This window comes from Streptomyces sp. NPDC037421, assembly GCF_055602105.1.
Map to the genome: position 1 here is coordinate 41,483 of NZ_JBVJWV010000034.1, position 15,620 is coordinate 57,102.

The following is a 15,620-nucleotide window of genomic DNA, read 5'->3' on the forward strand; positions in this document are numbered from 1 at the left end:
CTGCGTCACTCCTGGCCGGGGTCGAGCAGCGACAGGTCCGACTTCCCCCAGTACACCCACACCGCTTCGATCAGACCGTGCGAGCCGGTCCGGAAGATGCTGGTGAGCGCGAATTTGATGCGCTTGCGGAACGGGTCCGCGGGCTTGTCCAGATATCCGTGCTTCGTCAGTGCGGGGCCCAGTGGAAGGTAATTCATGTAAACCGAGACCGGAATGGCCACGTGCAGGCCGTCCTGCGCGGCCACCGGAACGCCGGCGACATCCACCGTTTTCGCTTCCGCGGCCCTCTGGAAATGCACGCGCAATTCGTCGTGCCCGATCATCGGAACCGAACCGACCGGATCCTCGAAGCGCACGTCCTTCGTGTACAGCTCCAGCATGTGGTCCACGTTGCCGCTGCTCATGCGACGGCAGTGCTCCAGCGCCAGTTCCTTGCGAGCCGCCTCGTCCAGCATCTCTTCCTCCCCTAAGCCGCGTCGGCGAGGGAGACGTCGCTCGCCCCCCAGTAGGCCTTCATGTCCTCGATCAGCCCGTCGTCCCCGGCCCGGATCACCATCAGGAAGCGGAACAGCATCCGCTGCCGCGCGGGTTCGGCCGGGGCCGGCAGTACGCCGTGCCGCGTCAGGATCGGCCCGAGCGGCAGGTAGTCCATCGTGGCGGTTACCGGAACAGCGGCGTGGCGCCCGTCCTGGGCCGCCACCGGCGGTCCCGGCACCTCCACCGTGTTGCTGGCCACCGCACCCGTCGCGTGCGCGCGCAGCGCCGCGTGGCCCTGCTGCACCCCGGCGCCCACGGGGTCCTCGAAGCGGACGTCCGGCGAGTACAGCTTCAGCAGCCCCTCGACGTCCCCCGCGTTGACCCGGCGCGTGTGTTCCAGGATCAGGTCTTTCAGCGCCGCCTCGTCCAGCATGGATTCTTCTCCTTTCGGCAGGCCAGACCATCGTGGCGGCGGCCGCACGGATCCCGCCATAGGCGCCTTGTTTGATAGGGGTTCGTAGGGGTTCAGGGCATTGTGGGCGAGTGCTAGCGTCGCGGGGATCGGGAATGCCTGCACCGGCTCCCGGGAATTCGAATTCGACGGTGCGCAAGGCGTCTGACGGATGGAAGGGTCACGCACTCATGACCGCAGAAACACGCGCCGTGGTAATCGGTGGCGGCCTGGCCGGAATGCTGGCGTCCACGGTGCTCGCGCGGCACGTGGACCGCGTCACCGTGGTGGAACGGGACGTGTTCCCCGAGGGGCCGGAACTGCGCAAGGGCGTCCCCCAGGCACGGCACGCCCACCTCCTGTGGTCCGGCGGCGCCCGCGCCATCGAGTCCCTGCTGCCCGGCACCCTCAAGGAACTGGCCGACCAGGGCGCCCACCGCCTCTACCTGCCGCGCGACATCGTCTGGTTCACCCCGTACGGCTGGCAGACCCGCTTCCCCGGCAGCCAGTTCATGATCACCGCCAGCCGGGCGCTGCTCGACTGGGTGGTCCGCGAGCAGGCGCTGAAGAACCCCAGGATCGAGGTGCGCCGGCAGACCGGCGTCACCGGCCTCACCGGTTCCGCCGCCCGCGTCACCGGCGTGCGCCTGCGCGACGCCGAGGGCCACGAGAGCGAGCTCGCCGCGGACTTCGTCGTCGACACCGGCGGCCGCCCCTCCCAGACCCTCAAGTGGCTGCCCGAGCTGGGCCTGCCGGAGGTCGAGGAGGACGTCGTCGACACGGGCATCGCCTACGCCACCCGCGTCTACCGGGCCCCCGCCGGCGCCGAGACCTTCCCGATGGTGAACGTCGCCGCCGCCCCCGGCACCGGCGAGCCCGGCCGCAACGGCGCCCTCGTCCCCATCGAGGGCGGCCGCTGGCTGGTCACCCTCGCCGGCACCCGCGGCGCCGAACCCCCCACCGGGGACGAGGAGTTCATCCCCTTCGCGCGCAGCCTGCGCCACCCGGTCATCGCCGACCTGCTGGAGCACGCCGAACCGCTCGGCCCCGTCCAGGGATCCCGCTCCACCGTCAACCGCCGCCGCTACTACGAGCGCCTCGCCGCCTGGCCCGACGGCCTGCTGGTGCTCGGCGACGCCCTCGCCGCCTTCAACCCCGTCTACGGGCACGGCATGAGCTGCGCGGCCCTCAGTGCCCGCGCGCTGGACACCGCCCTGACCCGCGGCGGCCTGGGCGCCGGCACGGCCGACGCCGCCCGGCACGCGGTCGCCAAGGTCGTCGACGACCCGTGGCTGCTCGCCACCACCCAGGACATCTGCTACCCCGGCACCCGCAACCACGCCAAGGACCCGCGGATCGCCCCGCGCCCGCAGGACGCCCAGCAGTTCGCCGACCTGCTCGGCACCGCCGCCCTGTACGACCCGGTCGTCAACGCGGCGGCCATGCAGGTCACCTCGCTCGCCGCGCCCGTAGCCAGCCTGGAGTCCCCGCACCTGGTCGCCGCCCTGCGCAAGGCGGGAGCGGCCGGCGCGTTCACCGAACTGGACGGTCCCCCCTTCACCCCGGCCGAGCGGGTCGTCCTCGCCGCCGCCGAGGAGACGGGAACACCCGCCCTGACCTAGCACACGGCAGAGCGCCCAGGCCCCGTCGCCCCGGAAAAGGGCGTGATCGTTCCTGCCGCATTTCCTGCCCGGCAACTAGTGACCGGCACGGAGCCGGTGAGCTCCAGCGGTTCCCAAGGCATCGTTTGCTGCGGTTCGAGGCAAGGCAATGCGGAGGGGGCGGACCATGAGGCTCATGTGCAGGGAAGACGTGTGCGCGCAGCTCGAAGGCGCGCTGACGGCATGTACGTCCGCAACGGCGGGCGTCGTGCTCCTGGAAGGGGCGGTGGGCTGCGGGAAGACGGAAATGCTCCTGCACATGGCCGAAAGGGCCGAGCGGCTCGGCGCCCTGGTGCTCCGGGCCGCCGGCTCCCCCCAGGAGCGCGACGTCCCCTACGGAGTCCTGCGCCAGCTGACCGCGGGGCTGCCCGCCGGCATCCTCCCGGCCGAAGCCGCCGGCCGGGAGCCGCTCGGCGGACGCGAGCTCATCCAGGCGCTGCGCACCGCCGCGGACCGGACCCCGGTCGTCGTGTGCGTGGACGACCTCCACCACACCGACCCCGCCTCCCTCGACCGGCTGCTGGACGTCGCCCGCGCCGTACGCGGCGAGCGGCTCCTGCTGGTGCTGGCCGACGCGCTCCACGAGCACGCCGAGAGCCCGCTCGCGCGCACCGAGTTCCTGCGCCACCCCGGCTTCACCCGGATCCTGCTCGGGCGGCTCGACGAGCCGGGGACCGCGGCCCTGCTGGAAGACCACACGGGCCGTCCCGCGACCGCCGCCGACACCGCCTGGCTGCACGGCGCCACCGGCGGCAACCCGCTGCTGCTGCGGGCCCTGCTCAACGAACGGCCCCGCCCCGTACGGGGCCCCGCCGACCGGTGGCCGGAACCCGCACCGCGCGGCCCCTTCACCCAGGCCGCGCTGACCTGCCTGCACCGCGACGGCGCGGACTCCCGCACGCTCGCCGTGGCCCTCGCCGTCCTCGGCGACGACGCCACCCCCGAACTGACGGCCCGGCTCGCCGGCACCGGTTCCGCCGCCGCCGCCCGCGCGGCCGCCGCCCTGGAGGCCTCCGGCCTCACCGAGGACGGCCGCCTGCGCCATCCCGCCGTGGCCGCCGCCGTCCTCGACGGAGTCTCCCGGCACGAACTCGCCCTGCTGCGCACCCGCGCCGCCCAGGTGCTCCACGAGTCGGGCGCCCGCGCCGGCACCGTCGCCCCGCACCTGCTCGCCGCCTCCGAGGCCGGCGCCGGGCCGGAGGAGGCGCCGCGCGGTGACTGGGCCGTCCAGGTCCTGCGCGAGGCCGCCCTCCAGGTCCTCGTCGACGACGAGCAGTGCGACCACGCCGCCGCCTGCCTGGAACTCGCCAGCACCCTGTGCGCCGACGAGCAGACCGGCTGGGAGATCGGCCTCCAGCTGGCCGCGGTGACCTGGCGCAAGCACCCCGCCGCCGCCGAACGCCACCTGGACGGCCCGCTCGCCGCCCTGCGCCGCGGTGACCTCGGCCCCGCCGCGGCCGGCCGGCTCGCCCGGCTGCTCGTCGCCCAGGGCCGCATCGAGGACGCGGCCGAGGCCCTCGAACGCATGGCGGACCCGCGCGCGGCCGCCCGTACCACCCGCGAGGACCCGCTGCGCGAACTGTTCGCACTGCCCCCCGCAGCGGCCCCCGCGGGCGCCTCCGCCCCGGCCGCCGGACCCGGCGCGCCCGGCGACCACCCGGGCGGCCCCGCCCGGACCGGCACCGCCGAACTGCGCTCCTCCGCCGCCCTGTGGACCCACCCCGACAGCGCCGGCGACGAACAGGCCGCCGAACGCCTCCTCAAGGGCACCCCGCTGGCCCACGCCACCTTCGACCCCATCGTCCAGGCCGTCCGCACCCTGGTGCACGCCGACCGCCCCGACCGGGCCGTCGTCTGGTGCCGGCGCCTCCAGGCCGAGACCCAGCCCGCCGGCTCCCCCGGCTGGCAGTCCGTGTTCGGGCTCGTCCACTCCGAGGCGCTGCTGCGCCTGGGCGACCTCGCCGGCGCCGAACGCGAGGCCTCCGCCGCCGTGGACGCCGTCGCCGACCGGGGCGGACTCTTCCTCTTCGGCCCCGTCGCCACCCTCGTCACCGCCCTCACCGCGATGGGCCGCTACGACGCCGTGGCCCGCCGCCTCCAGATGCCCGTGCCCGAGGAGCTCTTCTCGAGCGTCTACGCCCTCAACTACCTCAGGGCGCGCGGCCACTACTACCTGGCCACCCACCGCCACCGCGCGGCGCTCGGCGAGTTCCTCGACGCCGGCCGGCTCGCCCAGCGCTGGGGCCTGGACCGGCCGCGCCAGCTCCCCTGGCGCACCGACGCCGCCGAGGCCCTGCTGCGGCTCGGCGAACACCGCCAGGCCGAGCGCTTCGTCGTGGAACAGCTCGCCACCTCCGGCGTCCGCAGCCCCCGCGTCCTCGGAGTCTCCCTGCGGCTGCGCGCGGCCACCTCCGAACTGCGCCAGCGCCCCAAGCTGCTCACCCGGGCCGTCGACGAACTCAGCCGCTCCGGCGACCGGCTGGAACTGGCCAAGGCCCTCGCCGACCTCGGCCGCGCCCTGCTGCTGCTCGGCGAGGGCACCCGGGCCGGCATGGTCACCCGCAGGGCCTGGCACCTGGCCGCCGACTGCGGGGCCGTGCCGCTGTGCGCGCAGATCATGCCGGGCCAGACCGGCACCGAGCAGCGCACCGCGCCCGTCCAGAGCACCGAGGAGACCCCGGAGACCGAGCAGCTCAGCGAGTCCGAGCGGCGGGTCGCCGCACTCGCCGCGTACGGCTACACCAACCGGGAGATCTCCGCGAAGCTCTACGTCACCGTGAGCACCGTCGAGCAGCACCTCACCCGTGCCTACCGCAAGCTCGGCATCTCACGCCGTCAGGACCTGCCCATGAGCCTGCAGTTCGACAGCCTGGAAAGCGCCTTCCCCGGCGTAGGGGTCGCGTAGGGGCCGGCAGGGGAGGGGGCCGGCCGCCGCCCCTGCCTAGCATCGGCCGACGTGTCCACCATTACTGACCTGACCAAGCGGGTTCTGCTGGGACGCGCGCTGCGCAGCGAGCAGCAGCACGGCCAACTGCTGCCCAAGAGGATCGCCCTTCCGATCTTCGCCAGCGACGCCCTCTCCTCCGTGGCCTACGCGCCGCAGGAGATCATGCTCACCCTGGGCGTGGCGGGGATAGCGGCGTACCAGTACACCCCGTGGATCGCCGGCGTCGTGGTGGTGGTGCTGCTGACCGTCGTCGCCTCCTACCGGCAGAACGTCCGCGCCTACACCAGCGGCGGCGGCGACTTCGAGGTGGCCAACACCAACCTCGGCGAACGCTCCGGCCTGGTCGTGGCCGCCGCGCTGCTGTGCGACTACGTGCTGACCGTCGCCGTATCGGTGTCGGCGGCCGTGGAGAACCTCGGCGCGAGCATCCCCTGGCTGGCGGACCACCGCGTCGAGGCCGCGATCGCGGTGGTCGTCCTGATCTCCCTGATGAACCTGCGCGGCGTCCGGGAGTCGGGCGCCGCGTTCGCGATCCCCACGTACGCCTTCATGCTCGCCGTGCTCGGCATGATCGTCTGGGGTGCGGTGCGGCTGCTCGGCGGCGACGAGCTCCGGGCGGAGACCGCCGACCTGACCATCCAGGGAGAGAGCGCCGGCATCGCCGGGTTCGCCCTCGCCTTCCTCGTCCTGCGTGCCTTCTCCTCCGGCTGCACCGCGCTCACCGGCGTGGAGGCCATCAGCAACGGCGTCCCGGCCTTCCGCCGGCCCAAGGGCGAGAACGCCGCGACCACCCTGGTCCTCCTCGGCGTCCTCGGCGTCACCATGTTCGTGGGGGTGACCGCCCTCGCCTACCGGACGGGCGCCAAGTTCGCCGACCCGACGCACGGCAGCCGCCTCGTCGACCCGGTCACCGGCCAGGACGCCGGCGTCCCCCACCCGGTGATCGCCCAGGTCGCCAAGACCGTCTTCGAGGGCTTCTCACCGGCGTTCTACTTCGTCACGGTGATGACCGGCATCATCCTCGTCCTCGCCGCGAACACCGCCTTCAACGGCTTCCCGGTGCTCGGCTCGATCCTCGCCCGCAGCCGCTTCATGCCGCGCCAGCTGCACACCCGCGGCGACCGCCTCGCCTTCAGCAACGGCATCGTCATCCTCGCCGCCGCGGCCGCGCTGCTCATCTACGCCTACGACGCGGCCGTCACCCAGCTCATCCCGCTCTACACGGTCGGCGTGTTCGTCTCCTTCACCATCAGCCAGATCGGCATGGTCCGGCACTGGAACCGGCTGCTGCCCGGCGCCGTCGACGCCCGCGGCCGCTCCGCGATGCGCCGGGCGCGCGCCATCAACGCCGTCGGCGCCTGCATCACCGCCCTGGTGCTGGCCGTCGTCCTCGCGACCAAGTTCGTCAGCGGCGCCTGGCTGGTGTGCCTGGCCATGGCCGGCCTCTACGCGCTGATGCGGGTCATCCGACGCCACTACGACCGGGTGGCGGAGGAACTGGAACCCGACGACGACAAGCCGGTGGCCGCCCTCCCGGGCCGCACCCACGTCCTCGTCCTCGTCTCGCAGCTGCACAAGCCCACCCTCCGGGCCGTGGAGTACGCCCACGCCCTGCGCCCCGACACCCTCCAGGCCGTCTCGGTCTCGGTCGACCCGGACGCGGCCGCCGAGCTGCGCGGGGAATGGGACCGCTCGGGCATGCCCGTACCGCTGGAGCTGCTCGACTCCCCGTACCGGGAGATCACCCGCCCGGTCCTGGAGTACGTCCACCGGTTCCGCGCCGACCACCCGCGCGACGTGGTCGCGGTGTTCATCCCCGAGTACGTGGTGGGCCGGTGGTGGGAGAACCTGCTGCACAACCAGAGCGCCCTGCGCCTCAAGGCCCGGCTGCTGTTCCAGCCCGGCGTCATGGTCACCAGCGTCCCCTGGCAGCTGGCCTCCTCCGAACGGGCCGGAGGACGCCCGGACCGCGCCGCGCCGGGATCCGTCCGCAAGTCCTCGCCCCGCCACCCGGCCCCCGGACCGGGCACCGGCACCCGCACCGGCCCTGCGGGGCCGCAGGACTGACACCGCCGCAGGCCGGCCACGGCGCCGGCCGGGTACGACAGGGGTGGGCAGGGGCCCCGACAGGGGTGTGGCCCGCGCGTGCGCCGCCCTAACGTCGAGCGCGACGACACGTGTGAGCGAGCGATCTTGGGGGAACCGTGGTCCGTCGGCCTTGGGACGTGGAGTGCCCGGACGCACCCGTACGGCTGTTCTGCCTTCCGTGGGCCGGCGGCAGCGCCGTGGCCTACAACCGCGTCTGGCCCCGGGCGCTGGCGCCCGACGTCGACGTGCACGCCGTGGAACTGCCCGGCCGGGGTGCCGAGTTCGGCGAGCCGCTGCTGCGCCGGGTGGAGCCGCTGCTCGACGCGCTGATGACGCGGATCGTCCCGCTCGTGGACCGGCCGTACGCGGTCTTCGGCCACAGCATGGGCTCGATGCTCGGCCTGGAGCTCACCCACCGCCTGGTCGGCGCCGGCCTGCCCGAACCCATCCGCATGTTCATGTCCGGCAGCGGCATGCCGGGCCGCCGGCCCCGCACCGAGGGCAGCCCGCTGCACGAACTGCCCGAGAACGAGTTCCGCGAGTGGCTGCGCAAGACCGGCGGGACCCCCGCCGAGGTGTTCCGCAACCCCGAACTCCTGGACCTCGTCTCGCCGCTGCTGCGCGCCGACTTCGAGCTCTGCGACGCCTACCGGTACCGGCCCGCACCGCCCTTCGGCTGCCCCGTCACCGCGATCGGCGGCGACAGCGACCCCTACGTGCCGGTCGACGCGCTCGCCGAGTGGGCCGAGATCACCACCGGGCCCTTCGACCGCCTGGTGCTGACCGGCGGCCACTTCGCCTTCCAGGAGCACCTGGACCGGGTCCAGGCCTTCGTCGCCGCCGCCCTGCGCAGCGCCGTGCGCGGCCTCACCCACTGATCCGCCACCACCCCGGCCGGGCCCGCCGCGTAGGGGTGCCCGGGCCGGACACAGGGGTGGCCGCGCCCGGATCAAGGGTGATGGGAGGGGCCGCGGTGATCCAGTCTTGGAGGGGACCGTACGCGTCGGGAAAGATGATCATCTCTTGATCGCTCGTGCGCATCAGGATTCGATACCAACGGGAAACTGGTGATCATCAGTTGATGCGGGAGTTCGAACGCGCCGCCCAGCAGGCCGGATTCGTCCTGGACGGCGCCCAGCGGCAGGCCGCCCTCAGGCTCGGTGAACTCGGCGCGGACATGACGCGCCGACGGGGACTGTTCAGCCGCGGCGCCACACCACCGCGCGGGGTGTACCTGTGGGGGTCGGTCGGCCGCGGCAAGAGCTGGCTGACCACCACCTTCTACGAGGCCGTGCCGCTGCGGAACAAGCGCCGGCTGCACTTCCACGACTTCTTCCGCGAGTTCCACGCCGCCTACTACCGCCACCGGGGCGACCGCCGGGTCACCGACCTCGCCGTCACCGAACTCCTCGGCGACTGCCGCTTCCTCGTCTTCGACGAGTTCCACGTCCACGACGCCGGTGACGCGATGCTGATCGGCCGGGTGCTCAGGTCGATCCTCGACCAGAAGATCACCCTGCTCACCACCTCGAACTACCCTCCGGCCGGACTGCTCCCCAACCCGGTCTTCCACGAGATGTTCGAGCCCACGATCAAGATGCTCGAAGAGACCATGGACGTGGTCGAGCTCGGCGGCGGACGCGACTACCGGGCCGAGTACGGATCCGGCGCGGCCCGCTCCGAGTTCGAGCGCGGGGCGTACGTCTGGCCCGGCACCGGCGAGCAGCTCGCCGAGCGGGGCCTGAGCCTGCCCGAGGCCGCCGAGCGGCAGCCGGTCGAGGTCGGCGGCGGCCGCACGGTGCCCGCGCTGGCGGTCCGCGGCGACCTGGTCTGGTTCGACTTCCACGACCTGTGCGACCAGCCGAACTCGACCGGCGACTACCTGGCGGTGGCGGACCGCTTCCCCGTCTGGGTGCTCTCCGGCCTGCCCCGCCTGGCCGGAGAGAACCGGGACGCGGCCCAGCGGTTCGCCAACCTGATCGACGTGCTCTGCGACCGGGACGTACGCCTCGTCCTCGTCGGACAGGCACCGCTCGACGACGTACTGCGGGGCGAGACCCTGCCGCTCGACGTCAACCGCACCGCGAGCCGCCTGTCGCTGCTGTCCGCCACGGCCGACTCCGACGCGCACTGAGCGGGGCCCGGACGGTGCGGAACGCGCGGCTCCCTCCGTAGCTGTTTCCGACATCAGACAACAAAGGGCTATGCCGATGGCGACCGAACAAGAACTCCGCGACTACCTGAAGCGGGCCACCGTCGAACTGCGCTCCGTCAAGCAGCAGCTCCACGATGCCGAGGAGGCGGGCCACGAGCCCATCGCCATCGTGGGAATGGGCTGCCGCTTCCCCGGCGGCGTGACGTCGCCGGAGGACCTGTGGCGGCTGCTCGACGGGGGAGTCGACGCGATCTCCCCCTTCCCCGCCGACCGCGGCTGGGACCTCGAAGCGCTGTACGACCCGGACCCCGAGCGGCCCGGTACGACGTACACCCGCGAGGGCGGGTTCATCGACCGCGTCGCCGAGTTCGACGCCGGGTTCTTCGGGATCAACCAGCGCGAGGCCCTCGCCATGGACCCCCAGCAGCGCCTCCTGATGGAGACCGCCTGGGAGGTCGTCGAACGCGCCGGGATCGACGCCGCCTCGCTGCGCGGCAGCCGCACCGGAGTCTTCCTCTCGGTGATGTACCACGACTACGCCAACCTCCTGGAGGGCCGGGAGAACCTGGCCGGCTACGTCATCAACGGCAGCGCCGGCAGCATCGCCTCGGGCCGCATCGCCTACACCTTCGGCTTCGAGGGCCCCGCCCTCACCGTGGACACGGCCTGCTCGTCCTCGCTGGTGACCCTGCACCTGGCCGCCGAGTCGCTGCGCCGCGGCGAGTGCTCCCTCGCGATGACCGGCGGCGCGACGGTGATGTCCACGCCCGCCTCCTTCGTGGAGTTCAGCCGCCAGCGCTCCCTCGCACCCGACGGCCGCTGCAAGCCCTTCTCCGCGCACGCGGACGGCACGGGCTGGTCGGAAGGCGTCGGCATGCTCCTCCTGGAGCGGCTCTCGGACGCCCGGCGCAACGGCCACGAGGTGCTCGCGGTGATCCGGGGCACGGCCGTCAACCAGGACGGCGCCAGCAACGGCCTCACCGCCCCCAACGGCCCCTCGCAGCAACGGGTCATCGGGCAGGCCCTCGCCAACGCCCGGCTGACCGCCGACCAGATCGACGCGGTCGAGGCCCACGGCACGGGCACCTCGCTCGGCGACCCCATCGAGGCGCAGTCGCTGCTGGCGGCCTACGGCCAGGACAGGCCGGCCGACCAGCCCCTGTGGCTGGGCTCGCTCAAGTCCAACATCGGCCACACCCAGGCCGCCGCCGGAGCCGGCGGGGTCATCAAGATGGTCATGGCCATGCGCCACGGCGTACTCCCCAAGTCCCTGCACGCCGAAGAGCCGACCCCGCACGTCGACTGGGCCTCCGGCGCGGTGGAGCTGCTCGCCGAAGCCCGGCCGTGGCCCGCGACCGGGCGGCCCCGGCGCGCCGCCGTGTCCTCCTTCGGCATCAGCGGCACCAACGCCCACGCCATCCTGGAACAGGCCCCCGACCCGCTCCCGGCGCAGGGCGCCCCGGCCGCCCCGGCCCCCGCCACCGAGGCCCCCGGCGAGGACGCACCCGCGCCCGCCGCCCGCCCCGCCGCCTTCTCCCGCGGCGCGAGCGCCACCGCCCCGCCCGTCCCCTGGCCGCTCTCCGGCCGCACCGGACCCGCCCTGCGCGCGCAGGCCGAGCGGCTGCGGGACCGGATCGGGGCCGACCCCGCCCCGGACCCGCACGCCGTGGCCGCCGCCCTCCTGCACACCCGCTCGGCCTTCGAACACCGAGCGGTCCTCCTCGCCGCGGACCGGCCCGGCTTCCTCCGGCAGCTGGACGCGCTGGCCGCCGGCCCGGACACCGGCGAGGACGACGGACGGCGCCCCGACGGTCTGATCACCGGTGTGGCCCGGGCGTCCGGCGTCCGGCCGGTCTTCGTCTTCCCCGGCCAGGGCTCGCAGTGGACCGGCATGGCCCTCGAACTCCTCGACGGCTCACCGGCCTTCGCCGAACGCATCGAAGCGTGCGAGGCCGCGTTCGCCCCGTACGTGGACTGGTCGCTGACCGACGTCCTGCGGGCGGCCGACGGCGCGCCCTCCCTGGAACGCGTGGACGTCCTGCAGCCCGCCCTGTTCGCGGTGATGCTCTCCCTCGCCGAACTCTGGCGGGCCTGCGGCGTCGAACCGGCCGCCGTGGTCGGCCACAGCCAGGGCGAGGTCGCCGCGGCCGTCGTCGCCGGCGCGCTGTCCCTGGCCGACGGGGCCCGGATCGTCGCACTGCGCAGTCAGGCCCTGCTGGAGCTGTCGGGGACCAGCGCGATGGCCTCGGTCGCCCTGCCGGCCGAGCGGGTCGCCGCCCTGCTGCCCGCCTGGGACGGCCGGCTCTCCCTCGCCGCCGTCAACGGACCGACCTCCGTGGTCGTCGCGGGCGACCGCACGGCCCTGGAGGAACTGCTGGAGAAGCTGACGGCCGACGGCGTCTGGGCCCGGCGGGTCCCCGGCGTGGACACCCCGGGGCACTCGGCGCGCATCGAGGAGGTGCGCGAACGGATGCTCGACGCCCTCGCCACCGTCGCCCCGGACGAATCCGCCGTCCCCTACTACTCCACCGTGACCGGCACCCTCCTGGACACCGAGGAACTCGACGCCGGCTACTGGTACCGCAACATGCGCCAGACGGTCCAGCTGGAGCAGGCCGTCCGCGCCCTCGCCGCCGACGGCTACGCCCACTTCCTGGAGATCAGCCCCCACCCGGTGCTGGGCGTCGGACTGGCCGAGACCCTCGAACAGACCGGCACCGACGCCTTCCTGGGCGAGACGCTGCGCCGGGACGCCGGCGGCACCGGACGCTTCCTCACCTCCCTCGCCGCCGCCCACGTCCACGGCGTGCAGGCGGACTGGGACGCGGCGTACGCCGGGCAGCTGCCGCACCCCGCCGCCCTGCCCACGTACGCCTTCCAGCGCAGCCGGTACTGGCCGGAGGCGTTCGCCCCCGCCGGCGACGCGACCGCGCTCGGCCTCGGCTCCGCCGGACACCCGCTGCTCGGCGCCGCCGTCCCGCTGCCCGACACCGACGGGTTCCTCTTCACCACCCGCCTGTCGCTGACCTCCCACCCCTGGCTCGCCGACCACGCGCTGCTGGACCACGCCCTGCTGCCGGGCACCGCGTTCCTGGAGCTGGCCCTGCACGCCGGCCGGCAGCTCGGCTGCGCACGCGTGGAGGAACTGGTGCTGGAGGCACCGCTGCCGCTGCCCGAGCACGGCGGCGTCCAGGTCCAGCTCACCGTCGGCGCGGCCGACGGGGCGGGCCGCCGGCCGGTGGCCGTGTACGCCCGTACCGACGGCGCGGGCGCCGACCCGGCCGGGACCGGGCAGCCGTGGACCCGCCACGCCGGCGGGCACCTCGCCCCGGACACCGCCCCCGCGGCCCCCGCCTTCGGGGTGTGGCCGCCCGAGGGCGCGACCCCGGTCGACGTGAGCGGCCTCTACGCCGAGTTCGCGGCGGCGGGCTTCGGGTACGGGCCCGCCTTCCGGGGCCTGCGCGCCGCGTGGCGCCGGGGCGACGAGGTCTTCGCCGAGGTCCGCCTGCCCGAGGAACAGCAGGGCGGCGCGGCCGGCTTCGGACTGCACCCGGCCCTGTCGGACTCCGCCCTGCACGCGATCCCGCTCGGCGCGCCGGACGGCGGGGACGGTCGGATCGGCCAGGGGCGGATGCCCTTCGCCTGGCACGACGTGACCCTGCACGCCACCGGCGCCCGGGCGCTGCGGGTCGCCCTCGCACCCGCCGGGAACGAGGCCGTCTCCCTGGAACTCACCGACCAGACCGGCCTTCCGGTGGCCGGCGTCGGATCGCTGGTGCTGCGGCCCCTGAACCGGGAGCAGCTCGCCGGGGCCCGCCCCGGGCACGGCGACGCCCTGTTCCGCCTCGACTGGACCCCGGTCCCCGCGCTCCCGGCGGCCCCCGACGGGTCCTGGGCGGTACTGGGCCGGGCCACCCCCGGCCCGGCCTCCGGGGCGCGGCGCATCGGGGACCTCGCCGAGCTCACCACCGTCCCGGCGCTCGTGCTGGCCTCGCCCGCCGCGGGCGCCGCCGAAGTGCGCTCCGCCACCGCCGCCACCCTCGCACTGCTCCGGTCGTGGCTGGCCGACGCCCGCTTCGAGGACTCCCGGCTGGCCGTGGTCACCCGGGGCGCGGTGGCGACGGGGGAGGGCGACGGGGCCCCGGACCTGGTCCAGGCGGCCGTGTGGGGCCTGGTGCGCTCGGCGCAGTCGGAGCACCCGGAGCGGTTCCTGCTCATCGACCTGGAGCAGCGGGGCGCCGGCACCGCCGGGGCCGCCGACCACGAGGACCTGGCCCGGGCCGTGGCGTCCGGCGAGCCCCAGAGCGCGGTCCGCGGCGGCACCGTGCACGCCCTGCGCCTGGCCAGGGCGGCCACGACCGCGGCCACGGACGCGGCCGACGGGCCGCTCTTCGCCCCCGGCGGCACCGTCCTGGTCACCGGCGGCACCGGAACCCTGGGCCGCGCGGTGGCCCGCCACCTGGTGACGGAACACGGCGTCCGCCACCTCCTCCTGGCCAGCCGCTCCGGCGGCGCCGAAGACCTGGTGGCGGAACTGAACGAGCTGGGCGCCGCCACGACCGTCGCCGCCTGCGACGTCGCCGACCGGGACGCCCTGGCCGGGCTGCTGGCCGCGATCCCGGCCGGGCACCCGCTGACCGCGGTCGTCCACACGGCCGGCGTCCTGGACGACGGCGTGGTCGAATCCCTCACCCCGGAACGCTTCGACGCGGTCCTGCGCCCCAAGGCCGACGCCGCCTGGAACCTCCACGATCTCACCGCCGGCCTCGGCCTGTCGGCGTTCGTCCTGTTCTCCTCCGCCGCCAGCCTGTTCGGCGCCCCCGGCCAGGGCAACTACGCGGCGGCCAACGCCTACGTCGATGCCCTCGCCCAGTACCGGCGCTCCCTCGGCCTGCCCGCGCAGTCCCTCGCCTGGGGCCTGTGGGCCGAACGCAGCGGCATGACCGGACACCTCGACGGGGCCGGACTCGCCCGCATCGAACGCGCCGGAGCCCAGGCCCTGACGACCGCCGACGGCCTCGGCCTCTTCGACGCCGCGCTCGTCTCGCCCGAGGCGGTGCTCGTCCCGATGCGGGTGGACCTCGCGGCGGTACGCGCCCAGTCGGCGGCCGGCGAGAACGTGCCCCGGCTGCTGCGCGCCCTGGTTCCGGCACCGGTGCGCCGGGCCGCCGCCGAGGCGGCGCCCGTGGCCTCACTGGCGCACCGGCTCGCCGGCCTCCCGGAGAACGAGCGCACCCGGATCCTGTCCGACCTGGTGCGCGGCCACGCCGCCACCGTCCTCGGTCACGCGGGGCCGCAGGAGGTCGAGGCCGACCGCGGCTTCCTGGAGCTGGGGCTCGACTCGCTGACGGCGGTCCAGCTCCGCAACCGCCTCGGCACCGCCACCGGACTGCGCCTGCCCACCACGCTCGTCTTCGACTATCCGACGCCGGCCGCGCTCGCCGCGTACCTGCACGGCCTGCTGGCGGCCGAGGAGCCGCGACCGGCGGTGTTCGGCGAACTGGACCGGCTGGAGGGCACCCTTCGGGCGACCGCCTCCCAGGACTCCGAGGAGGTCCGGGCCGAGGTGTCCGCGCGCCTGGCGGACCTGCTGGCGCTCTTCGGGACGACGCCGCCCGGCGGGAGCGCCGGCGGGGGCGGCACGGGGACCGCCGCCGCGGCGCTGGGCACCGCCTCCGCCGATGAGATATTCGACTTCATCCAGGCGGAATTCGGCAGATAGCGGGGGCGGAACGCAGGAGGGGGGGGGGGGGGGGGGGGGGGGGGGGGGGGGGGGGGGGGGGGGTGTGGTGGTTGTCTTCCCCCCGTGGGGGCGGGAGAGGAGAAGGGGCGTTACCCCGC

The 15,620-nt window shown here is 74.7% G+C and carries 8 protein-coding genes; 6 read left to right on the top strand and 2 right to left on the bottom strand.

Features of this window, described 5'->3' with window-relative positions:
* Nucleotides 1-5 precede the first annotated feature (5 nt).
* Both ACZ7IF_RS32855 and ACZ7IF_RS32860 read right to left on the bottom strand, forming a co-directional pair.
* Nucleotides 6-455, bottom strand: coding sequence for a nuclear transport factor 2 family protein (locus ACZ7IF_RS32855; RefSeq protein ID WP_467895441.1), 450 nt, complete (start codon nucleotides 453-455; stop codon nucleotides 6-8).
* A gap of 11 nt (nucleotides 456-466) precedes the next feature.
* Nucleotides 467-910 (bottom strand): nuclear transport factor 2 family protein, encoded by a 444-nt coding sequence (locus ACZ7IF_RS32860; protein ID WP_470979073.1) that lies wholly within the window; start codon nucleotides 908-910, stop codon nucleotides 467-469.
* A gap of 209 nt (nucleotides 911-1,119) precedes the next feature.
* On the opposite strand from ACZ7IF_RS32860, the gene ACZ7IF_RS32865 reads away from it, so the two are divergent.
* The 6 genes from ACZ7IF_RS32865 to ACZ7IF_RS32890 all read left to right on the top strand — a co-directional run bounded on the left by ACZ7IF_RS32865 (nucleotide 1,120) and on the right by ACZ7IF_RS32890 (nucleotide 15,501).
* Complete coding sequence (locus ACZ7IF_RS32865; RefSeq protein ID WP_470979076.1) at nucleotides 1,120-2,550, top strand: NAD(P)/FAD-dependent oxidoreductase; 1,431 nt, start codon at nucleotides 1,120-1,122, stop codon at nucleotides 2,548-2,550.
* Nucleotides 2,551-2,725: 175 nt separating this feature from the next.
* A complete protein-coding gene (locus ACZ7IF_RS32870) occupies nucleotides 2,726-5,494 on the top strand; it encodes a helix-turn-helix transcriptional regulator (protein ID WP_470979079.1) in 2,769 nt (922 codons plus the stop codon).
* Between the two features lie 51 nt (nucleotides 5,495-5,545).
* Nucleotides 5,546-7,603, top strand: a complete 2,058-nt coding sequence (locus ACZ7IF_RS32875) for an APC family permease (RefSeq protein WP_470979082.1) — start codon at nucleotides 5,546-5,548, stop codon at nucleotides 7,601-7,603.
* A 137-nt stretch (nucleotides 7,604-7,740) separates the two neighbouring features.
* A complete protein-coding gene (locus tag ACZ7IF_RS32880) occupies nucleotides 7,741-8,502 on the top strand; it encodes a thioesterase II family protein (protein ID WP_470979085.1) in 762 nt (253 codons plus the stop codon).
* Between the two features lie 203 nt (nucleotides 8,503-8,705).
* A complete protein-coding gene (zapE, locus tag ACZ7IF_RS32885) occupies nucleotides 8,706-9,758 on the top strand; it encodes a cell division protein ZapE (RefSeq protein ID WP_470979088.1) in 1,053 nt (350 codons plus the stop codon).
* A gap of 106 nt (nucleotides 9,759-9,864) precedes the next feature.
* Nucleotides 9,865-15,501 (top strand): type I polyketide synthase, encoded by a 5,637-nt coding sequence (locus ACZ7IF_RS32890; RefSeq protein ID WP_470979119.1) that lies wholly within the window; start codon nucleotides 9,865-9,867, stop codon nucleotides 15,499-15,501.
* Nucleotides 15,502-15,620 lie beyond the last annotated feature (119 nt).

Coding starts and splice junctions, on each gene's coding strand:
- ACZ7IF_RS32870 (WP_470979079.1), top strand. CDS start 2,726: ATGTGCAGGGAAGACGTGTGCGCGCAGCTCGAAGGCGCGCTGACGGCA.
- ACZ7IF_RS32855 (WP_467895441.1), bottom strand. CDS start 455: ATGCTGGACGAGGCGGCTCGCAAGGAACTGGCGCTGGAGCACTGCCGT.
- ACZ7IF_RS32860 (WP_470979073.1), bottom strand. CDS start 910: ATGCTGGACGAGGCGGCGCTGAAAGACCTGATCCTGGAACACACGCGC.
- ACZ7IF_RS32865 (WP_470979076.1), top strand. CDS start 1,120: ATGACCGCAGAAACACGCGCCGTGGTAATCGGTGGCGGCCTGGCCGGA.
- zapE (WP_470979088.1), top strand. CDS start 8,706: ATGCGGGAGTTCGAACGCGCCGCCCAGCAGGCCGGATTCGTCCTGGAC.